This is a genomic window from Marinomonas sp. TW1, assembly GCF_001625355.1.
Taxonomy (GTDB): Bacteria; Pseudomonadota; Gammaproteobacteria; order Pseudomonadales; family Marinomonadaceae; genus Marinomonas.
Window position 1 is genome coordinate 40,961 of record NZ_JSEE01000013.1, and the last position, 14,902, is coordinate 55,862.

Here is a 14,902-nt window from a genome sequence, read left to right on the forward strand (position 1 = left end):
AGTTTACTATTAGATTGTAGACATGGTGGCTTTGCTAGATTCATTTGGTCTAATTAGCCCTAAACTCTCTTCGGCAAAGCCAGTACCAGCTTCGGTATAGAAGTTGAAGACATTATCAATGCCTGCGGCAAGCAGCTCTTCGCGCTCATCTTGGTAACGAGCAATGGCCGCTATTTGTCCTTGATAATTTGCTTTGCGTAACTGGATGGCGATATTGGTGCTGTCTTCAGCAATCGGTAACGCCAGCATGATAAGCTGAATGTCGGCAGTGTCCAGTCGTTCCCATAAATCCGCATCTTCACCATCGCCATAAAATACATTTTCATTGGCTTCTTGCATACGCCGAATCCGAATCCGATCAGCATCCATGCCAGCGACGCCGCTGCCCACTAGATTTTTGAGTGATTCAAAAGCCCCGCGTCCCACTCGTCCTAAGCCGACAATGAGTATTTGTGCATCTTTGGGCTGACTAAAGACATCCACAGGCAAACATTCGGGGCTTTCAAATTGACGAATGGCATCTTTATTTTTTCGGTATAGTCGGTGGGATTGTCGGTAAATAATACTGGTGATAACAAACGAAAAAGACACAGCTAGTGCCAAAATGACCAGCCATTCTTTGTTCAGCCAGCCATTGGAAACACTCAGTGCCACGACAATCAGACCAAACTCACTATAATTCGATAAGATTAAAGCGGATAAAAATGAGGTACGACCGCGCAACTTCAATTTTGTGAGTAAGACAAAGAAGAGGGCAAATTTGGCTAAAATCACCAAGGTGATAATGAGACTGATGCCAATCATGCTCAGCGTAGGCAGCGCAGTAAATCCGATGGAAAGGAAAAAACCGATTAAAAATAGATCTTTAAAATTCATTAAAGACTTGTTCATTTCAGAGGCTTTGGCATGAGAAGCCAATAGGATGCCGAAGATTAACGCGCCTAGATCACCTTTGACGCCGACTAGGTAGAATAACTCGTAGCCACCCAAAGCAAGAAAAAGGCCGGTTAACGGCAGCATCTCTCCGTGCCCAGCTTGATCGACCAGTTTATTGATCAAAGGCCGCACCAGAATTAGGCCGAATAGACCCAATGCCCAAAGCGAAGGTATGTGCCCAGTGGCGGCAACCAGAAACACCACTGCCACTATGTCCTGCATGACTAAAATACCCAGTGCGAGCTGGCCATGGCGAGTTTTGAGTTCGCCGCTTTCTTCTAACAGTTTCATAACACACACTGTGCTAGAGAAGCTCAAAGCAAATCCAATCAAGGCAGCTGTCTGTAGGGTCAATAGGTTAAAGAATGGCAAACTCAACATGGCAAAGAGTAGACCCAGGCCACCGAACAAGACCGTCCATACACCCATATGACTTAACGTCGACGCCCAAACTTCACGCTTTAATAAGTCTTTGACGTGCAACTTAAGCCCGATGCTAAACAGCATCAGAGTAATGCCCACATTGGCGAGAGAATCCAGAATGCTACTTGGTTGAATACCCAGATAGTTGAGTAAGAAACCGGCCAATAGGAAACCAATCAAGGGCGGCAAATTGACCATTTTCACCGCAAGTCCACAGACAAAAGCGAATAAAATCCAAATAAATTCCATACATTCCTTCTAAATGAACGGCGTGCTAAGAGGGGGCTACATCATACGAAATTTGTTTACCGAGCGCAGCTTTGAATTGATTGCTTTTCGTGTATTTGTCAGAAAATACATATCAATATTGGTATGTCACCAAGCATTATTTCTATTTGAATGGTATGTCTAATTTACCTACGCTGCTGAGTAGGTTTTAAAACCTGATTGGCTAGACAAAATAATCATAATAACTCTAAAGGCCAACCGAGCTTGCTTTTTGTCGAGCTTACTTGGTCGCAACAGGAGAAGCTAATGAACTACCTAAAAAACACCCTGCTTGGATTGGCGGTTGGTGCGACGCTACTCAGCTCTGCCAGTACCTTTGCTGCGAACGGCTATGTTGGTATCGCGATGCCAACAAAATCTTCCGCACGCTGGATCACAGATGGCAACTCAATGGTTACCCTCTTCAAAGATGCGGGCTATAAAGTGGACCTACAGTACGCGGAAGATGAAATACCGAATCAACTTTCTCAAATTGAAAATATGATTGTAAAAGGCGTTGATGTTTTGGTCATTGCGGCGATTGATGGCACGACCTTATCCAATGCCTTAGAAAATGCCGATGCCGCTGGCATTAAAGTGATTTCCTATGATCGTCTGATCAAAAACAGCCCTTATGTGAGTTACTACGCGACGTTTGATAATTTCAAAGTGGGTGTGCTGCAAGCTAAGTCTTTGATCAGAGGCATGGAACAACGTGGCAGTGGCCCTTATAACGTGGAACTGTTTGGTGGTTCTCCTGACGATAACAATGCTTATTTCTTTTATAACGGGGCAATGTCTGTGCTTCAGCCAATGATAGATTCAGGCAAGGTGAACATCGTCTCAGGTCAAATGGGAATGGATAAAGTAGGTACCTTGCGTTGGGATGGCGCGACTGCGCAAGCACGCATGGACAATCTCTTGTCTGCGCATTATACCACCCAGCGTATTGATGGCATTTTATCGCCTTATGACGGTATCTCCATTGGCATTTTGTCTTCGCTCAAGGGGGTTGGTTATGGTTCTGGCGATATGCTGATGCCGATCGTGACCGGGCAAGATGCGGAAGTGCCATCGGTTAAGTCCATTATTGCAGGCGAACAATATTCAACCATTTTTAAAGACACCCGGGAACTGGCCAATGTGACGGTGGGAATGGTTCAGGCGGTGTTGAGTGATACCAAGCCTGAAATCAATGATACCGAAACTTATGATAACGGTATTAAGGTGATACCCAGTTATTTGCTGGAGCCGGTCACAGTGGATAAGTCTAACTGGCAAAACGTACTGCTGGGCAGTGGCTATTACACCAAGTCTCAAGTCGAATAAGCGACCTCGTAGATGAGGTCAGCCAATGCCTTATAGTACTGAATCAAGACGTCTGTTTTGGTCGGGCATTGGCTGATGTGTGACTTAGTACCAAGCGTTTCTATTATCCTAAATTAACAATAATAACGAGGCGGATGTGCTGCTCGCGAGAGCTCTCTTGCGAATAGCACGTCCAGCTGATGGGATGTTTTATGGAAAATATCATTTTGGAAATGCGCGGCATTACCAAGACCTTTCCTGGCGTAAAAGCCCTCGACTCGGTGAATTTGAAAGTGCGTGAAGGCGAAATACATGCCTTGGTGGGGGAGAATGGCGCGGGCAAATCGACGCTGATGAAAGTGTTGAGTGGCGTGTATCCATACGGCAGTTATGACGGCGACATTCTGTTTAACAATGAAACGGCGCGATTTTCAGGGATAACGGACAGTGAAGCAAAAGGCATTATTATCATTCACCAAGAGTTAGCTCTGGTGCCGCTGTTGTCGATTGCTGAGAATTTATTCTTAGGCAATGAGAACCTTGATAATGGCGTGATTAACTGGCCGAAAACCTATGCCCGAACGCAATCTCTACTCGAAAAAGTCGGATTTAAAGAGTCGCCCTCCACCTTGCTTGGTCAATTGGGGGTGGGCAAACAGCAATTGGTTGAGATCGCTAAGGCCTTAGCCAAGGATGTGAAATTGCTGATTTTGGACGAACCCACGTCAGCGCTGCAAGAAAACGACAGTGCCAAGCTGTTGGATCTATTGTTGGAATTCAAGGCGCAAGGCATTTCTTCCATTCTCATTACCCACAAACTCAATGAAATCAGCCGGGTTGCGGACAGCATTACGGTGATTCGTGATGGCCAGTCGGTGTCTACCCTAGATTGTCATGCACAAGCCATTAGTGAAGAGGACATTATTCGCGATATGGTCGGCCGTGATATGGCGCATCGTTATCCCACTCGCGACAACGCATCCGACGACAGTCATCCAGGCAAAATGCTGATGGAAGTAGTGGCTTGGAATGTTTGGCACCCAGATGCGCTAGATCGTCAAATTATCCATGATATTTGCTTTCATGTTCGTGCTGGTGAAGTGGTTGGTATTGCTGGGTTAATGGGGTCAGGGCGAACAGAATTAGCGATGAGTCTGTTTGGTCAGAGCTACGGCAAAAATATTCAAGGCGAAGTGAGATTGCGTGGTGACATTGCGGATTTATCGACGGTACCCAATGCCATAAAAAGCGGTTTGGCGTACGTGACAGAAGATCGCAAAGAACTCGGTCTGATTTTAGAGGAAACCATTCAAATCAACACCACTTTGGCGAATCTCAATGGTGTTTCGTCACAGGGCATCATTGATGAAAACATTGAGCGCAAAGTGTCAGAAGACTATCGCAAGGCACTGAATATTCGAACCCCTAGTGTGTTCCAAAAAGTCATGAATTTATCAGGTGGTAATCAGCAAAAAGTGGTGTTGAGTAAATGGCTGTACTCACAACCTGATGTGCTCATTTTGGATGAGCCGACTCGTGGCATTGATGTTGGCGCTAAATTTGAAATCTACAGCATCATCAATCAGCTGGCCGATGACGGCAAAGGCGTGGTGATGATTTCTTCCGAGATGCCAGAGTTACTGGGCATGTGTGATCGTATTTATGTGATGAATGAAGGCCGTTTTGTGGGTGAGTTAGAGCAAGCCGATGCCAGCCAAGAAAAAATCATGTCAATGATAGTGAAAGCGTAACAGGAGCAAGAATTATGACAACAAAAGAAACGACTTCGGCGGTGCCAGCAGCACCTTCTGTTACTCATTATTTGAAAACACATGTGCGAGATTATGGGATGTTAATTGCGCTGGTGGTGATCATGGCGATGTTTGAGTTTTTAACCGATGGCACCTTGATGCGGCCGGTGAACTTAACCAATTTATTTCTACAAAATAGTTACATCATCATTATGGCCATTGGCATGTTACTAGTGATTGTGGCGGGTCACATTGATCTGTCGGTGGGTTCGGTTGTTGGATTCATTGGCGCATTGGCGGCGGTCATGTCGGTCAATTATGATTTGCCAACCATCATTGTGGTGCCTGTTTGTCTTTTGGTCGGGCTGATCATTGGTGGTTTACAAGGGTATTGGATTGCCTATTGGAAGATTCCCGCTTTCATTGTCACTTTGGCAGGTATGTTGGTGTTTCGTGGCTTGACCCTCGCCTTATTGGAAGGGCAGTCGGTGGGCCCCTTTCCGAAGAGCTTTCAATTATTAAGCACGGGTTTTATTCCCGATGTGTTTGGCGTTGGTCGTCCTAATGTCACCGCTTTGGTGCTTGGCATTTTAGCGGCCAGTACCATTGTCTTTTTGGCGGCGCGTAGCCGTGCTCAATCTTTAAAGTATGGTATTCAAGACGAACCCTTCTCGTTTTTCCTCGTTAAAAACGCCTTAATTGCCGCGGCGATTATCTATCTGTCTTATTTGCTGAGCACGTATCGTGGATTGCCCAATGTATTGATTACCATGGCTGTGCTTATTGCTATTTATACCTTTGTCACTAACAGCACCACCATTGGACGTCGTATTTATGCACTTGGCGGTAATGTGAAAGCGGCCAAACTGTCGGGTATTAATACTGAGCGTTTGACCTTTTTGACCTTTGCCAATATGGGCATGCTGGCCGCGCTGGCCGGACTTATCTTTGCGGCGCGTCTGAATACGGCGACGCCCAAGGCGGGTTTTGCCTTTGAGCTGGATGTCATTGCGGCCGTCTTCATTGGTGGCGCCTCAATGACGGGAGGCGTGGGGAAAGTGATTGGTGCTGTGATTGGTGCCTTCATCATGGGCGTCATGAATAACGGTATGTCGATTTTGGGTATAGGCATCGATTGGCAGCAAGTCATTAAAGGTTTGGTCTTGCTCGCGGCGGTGGTCTTCGACGTCTACAACAAACAAAAAGCACGCTAAGGAGCCAATTATGTTGTTTCTATCACAAATAAAACAAGGTGGCGTCGTGTGTCGCGAAGGGCTGGAAGCACGTCTCGTGAATCAGGCTTTGAGTGTGTATGAGCTGGCGCAAGAAGCCATTCAGCATAACATCACATTGGCATCCGTGATTCAACAGCACGGATTGGGGGAGCAAGTGGATTTGGCCGTATTAGCACAGAGCAATCAGCTTGATTGTCCTGTGCGGCATCCAGATCCAGCGCACATGTATTTGACGGGCACCGGATTAACGCATTTAGGGTCGGCCGCCACTCGTAATGCCATGCATGCGAAAAGTGAAGAGCTGACGGATTCGATGAAAATTTTTCAAATGGGCATTGAAGGGGGGAAACCCGTTGAAGGTCAGGAAGGTGTTCAGCCTGAATGGTTTTATAAAGGGAATGGGGCTGGTGTGATCGCGCCAGGAGAGGAGCTAGCGTCGCCTTCTTTTGCCTTGGATGGTGGGGAAGAGCCAGAAATCGCGGGTTTTTATCTCATTGGTGAAGATGGCAAAGTACATCGACTCGGCTACACATTGGCCAATGAGTTTTCGGATCATGTGACGGAGCGTCAGAATTATCTTTACCTGGCCCATTCTAAACTACGCCCCGCAGCGTTTGGTCCTGAGTTGCTGGTCGGTGAATTGCCGATGCACATTGAAGGGCATTCTCGAATAGAGCGAGGTGAAACCACGTTATGGGAAAAGGGCTTTGTATCGGGTGAAGACAACATGTCGCACACTTTTAAGAACCTTGAACACCATCATTTTAAATATGCCATTTTCCGTCAGCCAGGGGATTTACACGTGCATATGTTTGGCACGGCCACCCTCTCTTTTGCGGATGGCATTCAAGCTCGCGAAGGGGATGTCTTTGAAATTGTTTCGCCGACTTTCGGTTTGCCACTGCGCAATACCCTCTCTAAGGCCGCGCCATTATCGACAGAAGTGAGTGCTATATGAATACGCTACCGAGTGCCATTTACCCAGATTTGAAAGACCGCTCCGTGTTTGTGTCAGGGGGGGCGACGGGCATCGGCGCGGCGATTGTGGAAGCCTATGCAAAACAAGGTGCGAAAACGGCTTTTGTGGATTTGGATGAGAACGCTGGACGTCAGCTGGCAGAGCGCTTGTTGAAAGATGGGCACAGTGTGCGCTTTGAGATGTGTGACATTACGAATATCAAAGATTATCAGAGCAAAATTCGTAACGCCGCAGACGCCTTCGGGCCCATTAGTGTTCTGCTTAATAATGCCGCCAATGACGTTCGTCACTCGTTAGCGTCGCTGACGGAAGAGCGCTTCGATGAATTGGTGGGGGTAAACATCAAGCATGCTATGTTCGCGGCTCAAACAGTCGCCCCTATGATGAAAGAGCTTGGTGGGGGCTCTATCATCAATTTCGGTTCGGTTGGTTGGATGATGGCGACCGCTGGCTATCCAACCTATGGCACAAGCAAAGCCGCGATACATGGGTTAACTCGTTCATTAGCTCGTGATCTTGGCGCCGCCGGTATTCGCGTTAATACCTTGGTCCCTGGGTGGGTGATGACGGAAAAGCAGCTGCGTTTGTGGGTCGACGATTCCGCCGAAGAAAAGATTAAGCAAAGCCAATGTTTGGCTGGCAAGGTGCTACCAGAACATGTGGCGAATATGGCGCTATTTTTGGGGGCGAATGCGGCCGCCATGTGCACGGCGCAGAATTTTATTGTTGACGGAGGTTGGGTATGACAGCGTCATCAGAAAAGACATTTACCCCTAAACCATGGCCGCGAAAATTACGTTCCACTGAATGGTTTGGCGGTACGTCTCGAGATCATATTTATCATCGCAGTTGGATGAAAAACCAAGGCTTGCCTGCTGATTTGTTTGATGGCCGTCCTGTGATTGGTATTTGTAACACTTGGTCGCAATTAACGCCTTGTAATGCGCACCTTAGAGAACTGGCCGATCGAGTGAAACACGGCATTTATGAAGCCGGCGGTTTGCCATTAGAGTTTCCCGTTTTTTCGGTTGGAGAAAGCTCTCTAAGGCCGACTGCCATGATGTACCGGAATATGGCGGCCATGGATGTTGAAGAAGCATTAAGAGCGAACCCTTTGGATGGAGTTGTCTTGCTGGCCGGCTGCGATAAAACAACGCCCGCGTTATTGATGGGCGCATGCAGTGTGGACATTCCCGCGATTGTGGTCTCTGGTGGCCCGATGCTCAATGGCTATTTCAGAGGTGAGCGGGTGGGCTCGGGCACCGCATTATGGCAGATGTCAGAGGACATCAAAGCGGGCAACATGACTCAGGAAGACTTTTTAGAAGCTGAGCAATCCATGTCTCGCTCCGCCGGTTCCTGTAATACGATGGGAACCGCCAGTACCATGGCATCGATGGCCGAAGCGTTGGGCATGGCATTATCGGGGAATGCTGCGATTCCAGCTGTAGACAGCCGTCGTCGGGTCATGGCACACCTCACTGGGCGTCGCATTGTCGATATGGTGAAAGACGATCTGAAACCGTCGGACGTGTTAACACGACAGGCATTCGAAAATGCCATTCGCATCAATGGCGCCATTGGCGGATCAACCAATGCGGTGATTCATTTATTAGCCATTGCGGGGCGTGTGGGGGTGGATCTGAATTTAGACGATTGGGACAAGTTAGGTCAGGACATTGCCACCATAGTGAATCTCATGCCATCAGGGAAATATCTTATGGAAGAGTTTTTCTACGCGGGTGGATTGCCTGTGGTGATTAAGCAGCTTGCTGACGCTGGAAAGCTTCATAAGAATGCGCTTACCGTTTCGGGTGAATCGATTTGGAACGAGGTGAAAGAGGTTCGAAACTGGAATGAGGATGTCATCTTACCGGTTGAAAAAGCGTTAACTCAAAAAGGCGGCATTGTGGTGTTAAAAGGTAACCTTGCGCCTCAGGGGGCCGTGCTTAAGCCTTCAGCGGCCTCCGCACATTTATTACAACATCGCGGACGAGCGGTGGTGTTTGAAGACATTGAGGATTATAAAGCCAAGGTCAATGACGAAGCCTTAGACATAGACGAGCACTGCGTGATGGTACTGAAAAATTGTGGCCCGAAGGGTTACCCAGGAATGGCCGAAGTGGGCAATATGGGCTTGCCACCTAAAGTCTTACGCAAAGGCATCAAAGACATGGTGAGGATTTCGGATGCGCGTATGTCGGGCACGGCGTATGGCACAGTGGTGCTGCATACTACGCCAGAGGCGGCTGCGGGTGGCCCTCTAGCCGTGGTGAAAAATGGCGATATGATCGAGTTGGATGTGGAGCGTCGTTGTTTGCGAGTGGACATCACGGATGAAGAAATGGCGACTCGGTTGGCGAACTGGAAAACACATATTGAGGCGCCGAAAAGTGGCTACATTAAATTGTTTTACGATCATGTCGAAGGGGCTGATACCGGGGCCGATTTTGATTTTTTGAAGGGGTGTCGTGGTGCGGCGGTGCCAAAAGACAGTCATTAACAAGATCTGCACACTATTTCTTGATCAATAATAAGGAGTCAGCATGTTGACTGGACAGCACTTTATCGCTGGGAAGTGGGCGAAAAGCGAAGACACGTTTTCATCTCGTCCTGCGAGTGGGCCTTCTCATTATTTTTACTCAGCTCAAGCGGCCGATGTGGATGCTGCGGTAAACGCGGCGGAAGCGGCTTTTGAAACGTACGGTTATTCTTCTCGTCAAGATAGAGCCACTTTTTTAAATACCATTGCCGATGAAATTGAGGCTCGTGGAGACAGCATTACAGAGATTGGCGTACAAGAAACGGGTTTACCAGACGCTAGGTTACAAGGTGAGCGAGGCCGAACGGTGGCGCAGCTGAGATTGTTCGCCAGCCACATCTTGTCGGGTGAGTATTTGGACCGCCGCTTTGATGGCGCGTTAGCCGATCGTGAGCCGTTCCCTCGTCCTGAATTGCACATGATGCAGCGACCGATTGGTCCTGTGGCAGTGTTTGGTGCGTCCAACTTTCCATTGGCTTTTTCGACGGCGGGCGGTGATACCGCCGCTGCATTAGCCGCAGGTTGTAGCGTGGTAGTAAAAGGTCATCCGGCGCACCCAGGAACAGGGGAGATCGTGGCACAAGCCATCGCCGCCGCCATTGAAAAATGCAATATGCCAGCGGGGGTATTTTCCTTTATTCAAGGAGAGGGCTTTGCCGCAGGGCAAGCTTTGGTCCAGCATCCTTTGATTAAAGCGGTTGGCTTTACCGGCAGTTTAGCGGGAGGTCGCGCACTCTTTGATCTGTGTGCCGCCCGTCCTGAGCCGATTCCTTTCTTTGGTGAGCTGGGGTCCGTGAACCCCATGTTTGTCATGCCTGAAGCGCTAAAAAATCGAGCGGAAGAATTGGCTCAAGGTTGGGCGAGTTCACTGACTATGGGGGCGGGGCAGTTTTGCACCAACCCCGGCATTGCGGTGATGTTAGATAGCGCTGACGCGAAAACGATGATCACCACCGCGAGTGATGCTTTGTCGAAGGTTTCTGGACAAACCATGTTAACCGACGGCATTGCCGAAGCTTACCGTTCAGGTGTTACGGCGATAGAGCAAGCGGAGGTTAAGTCGGTTTTACGTACGGCCGATACCGAAGACCGTATTGCTCGACCAAATTTGTTCACTGTGTCAGGGCAAGCTTGGCTGGACAATCCGACTTTGCATCAAGAAGTATTTGGTCCACTTGGTTTGGTCGTTTTGGCGGACAGTATTGAACAAATGATTGAATTGGCTCGTCATTTGGAAGGCCAGCTGACTTGTACACTGCATCTTGATAAAGGCGATTATGCGACGTGTCAGAGACTGATGCCTGTGTTAGAACGAAAAGCGGGGCGAGTGTTGGCGAATGGCTTCCCAACTGGCGTTGAGGTGAGTGATACCATGGTTCACGGTGGCCCATATCCTGCGTCGACAAATTTTGGAGCGACTTCCGTCGGTACCTTGTCGATTCGCCGTTTCTTGCGACCTGTGTGTTATCAGAATGTGCCTCTTGAACTCTTGCCTAGGGAATTCTCGGAGCCATCTGTTTAGTCGTATGGATGGTTTCTTGTATTGGTCTACGGATTGGCGGCCTTTTGTTCCAACTCTGCGAGTACTAGGCGTTTGAGTTGATTCGCGAGAGGCGATAACTGGCGACCTTGCATTTGTAATAAATAGTATGGGCTCATGGTGATGCTACGATCCAATTGAAGGACTTTAAGTTCTGCATTGACCTTTTGCCCAACGAGAAGGTCACAGACTTCACTGGCCATTGGCGCAATGGCATTGGAAGAGACTAGAATGGCAATCAATGCCAGTAATGACGTGCTATTGGTAATGCTTAACGGTAACTCGGCGCGCTCTTCCATAAAGGCCGCTTCTACGGCCTCTCTTATGGGGGCTCGATGCGATTGCATCACCCATTCAAAATGCGCTAAATCTCGAACGGCGATTTTTTCTACATTGGCTAACGGGTGGTCTTTGCGAACGACAAGCTGAACGGACTCACTTCTTGCGGGGAAAATTTCAAATTCATTGGCGTCATATTGTTTTGGAATTCTGGCCAGTACGAAATCATTGTGACCAGCAATTAGGTCTCGCACCAAACTATCACTGGTATCGACATTGATATCAATTTCCGCTCTGGGCGCAATGGCTCGCAATTGTTGAATAGCAGGAATGACAAATCCAACCGCGGCACCCGTCACGGCTCCTATTGCGGTTGTGCCGCCGCCGCCGTCTTTGAGTTCACTGACTTCTCTGGCGAGATCGCGTAATTCGACAATAAGGTTATGCGCTCGACGTGCAACCGCTTGGCCAACCAGTGTGGGTTCCATTCCTTTTGCATGACGAATGAATAAGCGCGTTCCAAGTGTTTGTTCGATATCACTTAACATTCTTGAAGCCGCAGGTTGGGTCATGGCCATTTCGTCGGCGGCAATGCCCAGCTGTCCATATTCTGAAATGATGGAAATTAAGCGCAGTTGATTGAGCTTTAAATGTTTGGCCAGACCTAATTCCATAGTGACCTCGTTTGTTGTTTTTATAGGTTATTTATTATCACATCCGGTACATTGCACAGTTTACTACAGGTACGGAATGAAGCGGTTTTATTTCTGTCATAAGGGGGATAGACTGTTTTCTTTTTTTTAAAGGACAAGTATGCGAGTTCTGATCCTGTCTTGCGAGATGCCTCAATGAAACGTCTTGCTGAAACGGAATTTATTGTTCTGTTTGCTCTGATGATGTCCTTGACGGCACTGACCACAGACGCCATGTTGCCAGCGTTTTCCTTTATTGCTGAAGACTTAGCCATCGACAATTACCAGCAGACCCAGTGGATTATTTCGGCGATGATTTTGGGCATGGTGTTTGGCGAGATTACTTTCGGGCCATTGTCGGATGCCATCGGTCGGAAAAAGAGTATCGGCATAGGCATTGGCATTTATCTGCTGGGAACCCTAGTGGCTTTGTGTTCTATGTCATTGGAAATGCTATTGCTTGGTCGCATGATCCAAGGCTTTGGCGTATCGGCTCCGAAAATCGCTTCACGTGCGCTGATTCGAGATTTGTATAAGGGCGCAGCCATGGCGCGCATCATGTCTTTTATCATGATGGTTTTCTTATTGGTGCCTTTGCTCGCCCCCGCAATTGGTCAGTTAGTGATGCAATTGGGCAACTGGCGTTGGATTTTTGCTATGTTGTTAATTCAATCTTTAATCGCATTGGCTTGGTTATTTTGGCGACAACCGGAAACCTTGCCAAAAGAGCGTCGCATTCCTTTGCATTGGCGCAGTCTATTGCGAGATGCGCGAGACATCGTACGTCATAAAGAGGTCATGGCCTTTACTCTGTTATTGGGCTGTATCTTTGGCAGTTTGATGCTCTATATCAGTACCGCACAATCCATCTTTCAAGACATTTATGGCGTAGGGGATGACTTTCCTTTGTATTTCGCCATGATGGCGATTGGTTCCAGTGTGATGAACTTTTTTAACGGTAAAATTGTGCTGCGCGTCGGCATGAAAGCTTGTGTGTATTTTGCCTTAACCTTAATGGTCTGCTTGTCTTTTGTGTTGTCGCTGGTGGTTTTATCCTACGATGGTGTGCCGCCTTTTGTTTATTTTATGGGCATTTGCATGGCGATGTTTTCTTGCTTTGGTATGGTGTTCGGTAATGTGAATGCCATGGCAATGGAGCCATTGGGGCGAACGGCAGGGTTGGGAGCGTCAATGATCTCGTCTTTGTCGAGCTTTGTTGCCATCCTGTTATCAGCGGCAATTGGTCAGTTTTATGAGAACACAATAACGCCTTTTGCGATGGGCTTCTTTCTTTTATCCGTAGCCAGCTCGGCACTGATGTTTATAGCAATACGTTTTTCTTCCCTGAAAAACATGTCAGCTGAGTAGGCGATTAAGGCATAAATTGCTGACGACTCAGACTATAAAAATAATGTCACACTGATTGTGCTTGTTGGCGTATTTCGTGGGTATCTCCACAATTGAATTGGCAATTCTTCCAAACTGTCACAGAAAAGGCGTTATAATATAGCGTTTATCATTATCTGAGTGTCTTTTCTCGTATGTCTGTGACTCCCGCTTCTTCTCTTGGTCGTGAACTCTTCAAAATGACTTGGCCCATGTTATTTGGCGTCTTGTCATTAATGAGTTTTCAGCTGATCGACAGTGCCTTTATTGGTCAATTAGGTGTTTTACCTTTGGCGGTACAGGGCTTTACCTTACCGATCCAAATGTTGGTGATTGGTCTGCAAGTGGGGCTGGGGATTGCTACAACGGCCATCATTTCACGGGCCTTAGGTGCGCAAAATACTCAGTATGCGAAGCAATTAGGTGGTCTGGTGCTCATGATTGGCGGTGCTGGAATGGCCGTTTTTTGTGGTCTTATCTGGTTAATACGGGCCCCGATTTTAGCTTTATTAAGTGCACCGGATAGTGTTTATGTCATGGTAGACGACTATTGGCCGCATTGGTTATTAAGTGCTTGGATAGGGGCGTTACTGTATTCCTTTTACAGTATCTGTCGTGCCAATGGTAATACCATTTTGCCAGGCGTGATGATGATAGTCACCAGTGTCCTAAACATGCTGTTGGATCCCATTTTTATCTTTACGTTAGACATGGGACTTAATGGTGCAGCGATTGCCACCAGTGTGTCATTTGGTTTAGGTGTGTTGGTGGTCGCACCTAAAGTGGCGGCCAAGCAATGGTATTCTTTTCATTGGCAAAGTGTACGACTGAGCAAGAGTTTGGCTGACATTGGTCATATCATGGGCCCAGCTATGATTAGCCAACTGTTGCCAGCGGTGTCATCTATGTTCGCCACTAAGTTGATTGCTAACTTTGGTGCGGCCGCTATTGCTTCTTGGGCATTAGGTTCACGTTTTGAGTTCTTTGCCATTGTTTCGGTATTGGCCTTGACTATGTCTATGCCGCCTATGGTTGGGCGCTTACTTGGCGCACAACGAATAGAAGACATTCGCACCGTTGTGTCGATTGCTTGTCGTTATATTCTGTTGTTTCAACTCTTTGTTGCTGTGGTGACTTTCTTATTAGCAGGGCCGCTGGCACGTATCATGACCAGCGAACAGGCGGTGTCGGATATTTTAACTTGGCATTTAATCATTGTTCCTGTCAGCCTTGGTGCTTTGGGAATTTGTATGTTGATGGTGTCTGTGTGTAATGCGCTGGGTAAGTCCTATGTGGCGTTAACCATTTCAGCTTTACGTTTGTTTGCCTTCTTCTTGCCTTGCCTATGGCTTGGTGCCGAGTTGGCGGGACTAAAAGGTCTTTTCATTGGCGTACTCATTGGTAACTTATTCGCCGGTATATGTGCGTGGAAAATGTACCAAAAGGCATTAGCAAACGTGGAAGCCAGCGCGTCCATTTAGACGGAGACGTTTTGGTCTCGATTGCGCAATATCGTCCAATCTTTTTGTCTTCAAACTGGATATTCTATTCTAATTGAAGTCGT

The 14,902-nt window shown here is 47.6% G+C and carries 11 protein-coding genes; 9 read left to right on the top strand and 2 right to left on the bottom strand.

Annotated elements, in window-relative coordinates; genetic code table 11:
- Positions 1-9 precede the first annotated feature (9 nt).
- Positions 10-1,608: a cation:proton antiporter family protein gene (locus OA79_RS12780; protein ID WP_063333625.1), complete on the bottom strand. Its 1,599-nt coding sequence runs from the start codon at positions 1,606-1,608 to the stop codon at positions 10-12.
- Positions 1,609-1,893: 285 nt separating this feature from the next.
- Here OA79_RS12780 and chvE point away from each other — a divergent pair, with 285 nt between their 5' ends.
- The 7 genes from chvE to OA79_RS12815 all read left to right on the top strand — a co-directional run bounded on the left by chvE (position 1,894) and on the right by OA79_RS12815 (position 10,963).
- Positions 1,894-2,955, top strand: coding sequence for a multiple monosaccharide ABC transporter substrate-binding protein (gene chvE, locus OA79_RS12785; RefSeq protein ID WP_063333626.1), 1,062 nt, complete (start codon positions 1,894-1,896; stop codon positions 2,953-2,955).
- A 191-nt stretch (positions 2,956-3,146) separates the two neighbouring features.
- Complete coding sequence (gene mmsA, locus OA79_RS12790) at positions 3,147-4,685, top strand: multiple monosaccharide ABC transporter ATP-binding protein (protein WP_063333627.1); 1,539 nt, start codon at positions 3,147-3,149, stop codon at positions 4,683-4,685.
- 14 nt (positions 4,686-4,699) lie between these two features.
- Positions 4,700-5,899: a multiple monosaccharide ABC transporter permease gene (mmsB, locus tag OA79_RS12795; protein WP_063333628.1), complete on the top strand. Its 1,200-nt coding sequence runs from the start codon at positions 4,700-4,702 to the stop codon at positions 5,897-5,899.
- Positions 5,900-5,909: 10 nt separating this feature from the next.
- Complete coding sequence (araD1, locus tag OA79_RS12800; protein ID WP_082825465.1) at positions 5,910-6,878, top strand: AraD1 family protein; 969 nt, start codon at positions 5,910-5,912, stop codon at positions 6,876-6,878.
- Positions 6,875-7,645, top strand: a complete 771-nt coding sequence (locus tag OA79_RS12805) for an SDR family NAD(P)-dependent oxidoreductase (protein WP_063333629.1) — start codon at positions 6,875-6,877, stop codon at positions 7,643-7,645. Before araD1 ends, OA79_RS12805 begins: the two co-directional genes overlap by 4 nt.
- Positions 7,642-9,402 carry an L-arabinonate dehydratase gene (gene araD, locus OA79_RS12810; RefSeq protein ID WP_063333630.1) on the top strand — a complete coding sequence of 587 codons (1,761 nt, stop codon included), beginning with the start codon at positions 7,642-7,644 and terminating at the stop codon, positions 9,400-9,402. Before OA79_RS12805 ends, araD begins: the two co-directional genes overlap by 4 nt.
- A 43-nt stretch (positions 9,403-9,445) precedes the next feature.
- A complete protein-coding gene (locus tag OA79_RS12815) occupies positions 9,446-10,963 on the top strand; it encodes an aldehyde dehydrogenase (NADP(+)) (protein WP_063333631.1) in 1,518 nt (505 codons plus the stop codon).
- A gap of 26 nt (positions 10,964-10,989) precedes the next feature.
- Here OA79_RS12815 and OA79_RS12820 read toward each other — a convergent pair whose 3' ends face one another.
- Positions 10,990-11,934, bottom strand: a complete 945-nt coding sequence (locus OA79_RS12820; protein WP_063333632.1) for a LysR family transcriptional regulator — start codon at positions 11,932-11,934, stop codon at positions 10,990-10,992.
- A gap of 174 nt (positions 11,935-12,108) precedes the next feature.
- On the opposite strand from OA79_RS12820, the gene OA79_RS12825 reads away from it, so the two are divergent.
- Positions 12,109-13,320 (top strand): multidrug effflux MFS transporter, encoded by a 1,212-nt coding sequence (locus OA79_RS12825; RefSeq protein ID WP_063333633.1) that lies wholly within the window; start codon positions 12,109-12,111, stop codon positions 13,318-13,320.
- Positions 13,321-13,493: 173 nt separating this feature from the next.
- Complete coding sequence (locus OA79_RS12830) at positions 13,494-14,819, top strand: MATE family efflux transporter (RefSeq protein ID WP_063333634.1); 1,326 nt, start codon at positions 13,494-13,496, stop codon at positions 14,817-14,819.
- The last annotated feature ends 83 nt before the right edge of the window (positions 14,820-14,902 follow it).

Bases quoted from the DNA above. Each gene is read 5' to 3' on its own strand.
- OA79_RS12780 (WP_063333625.1), bottom strand. From the start codon at position 1,608: ATGGAATTTATTTGGATTTTATTCGCTTTTGTCTGTGGACTTGCGGTG.
- chvE (WP_063333626.1), top strand. From the start codon at position 1,894: ATGAACTACCTAAAAAACACCCTGCTTGGATTGGCGGTTGGTGCGACG.
- mmsA (WP_063333627.1), top strand. From the start codon at position 3,147: ATGGAAAATATCATTTTGGAAATGCGCGGCATTACCAAGACCTTTCCT.
- mmsB (WP_063333628.1), top strand. From the start codon at position 4,700: ATGACAACAAAAGAAACGACTTCGGCGGTGCCAGCAGCACCTTCTGTT.
- araD1 (WP_082825465.1), top strand. From the start codon at position 5,910: ATGTTGTTTCTATCACAAATAAAACAAGGTGGCGTCGTGTGTCGCGAA.
- OA79_RS12805 (WP_063333629.1), top strand. From the start codon at position 6,875: ATGAATACGCTACCGAGTGCCATTTACCCAGATTTGAAAGACCGCTCC.
- araD (WP_063333630.1), top strand. From the start codon at position 7,642: ATGACAGCGTCATCAGAAAAGACATTTACCCCTAAACCATGGCCGCGA.
- OA79_RS12815 (WP_063333631.1), top strand. From the start codon at position 9,446: ATGTTGACTGGACAGCACTTTATCGCTGGGAAGTGGGCGAAAAGCGAA.
- OA79_RS12820 (WP_063333632.1), bottom strand. From the start codon at position 11,934: ATGGAATTAGGTCTGGCCAAACATTTAAAGCTCAATCAACTGCGCTTA.
- OA79_RS12825 (WP_063333633.1), top strand. From the start codon at position 12,109: ATGAAACGTCTTGCTGAAACGGAATTTATTGTTCTGTTTGCTCTGATG.
- OA79_RS12830 (WP_063333634.1), top strand. From the start codon at position 13,494: ATGTCTGTGACTCCCGCTTCTTCTCTTGGTCGTGAACTCTTCAAAATG.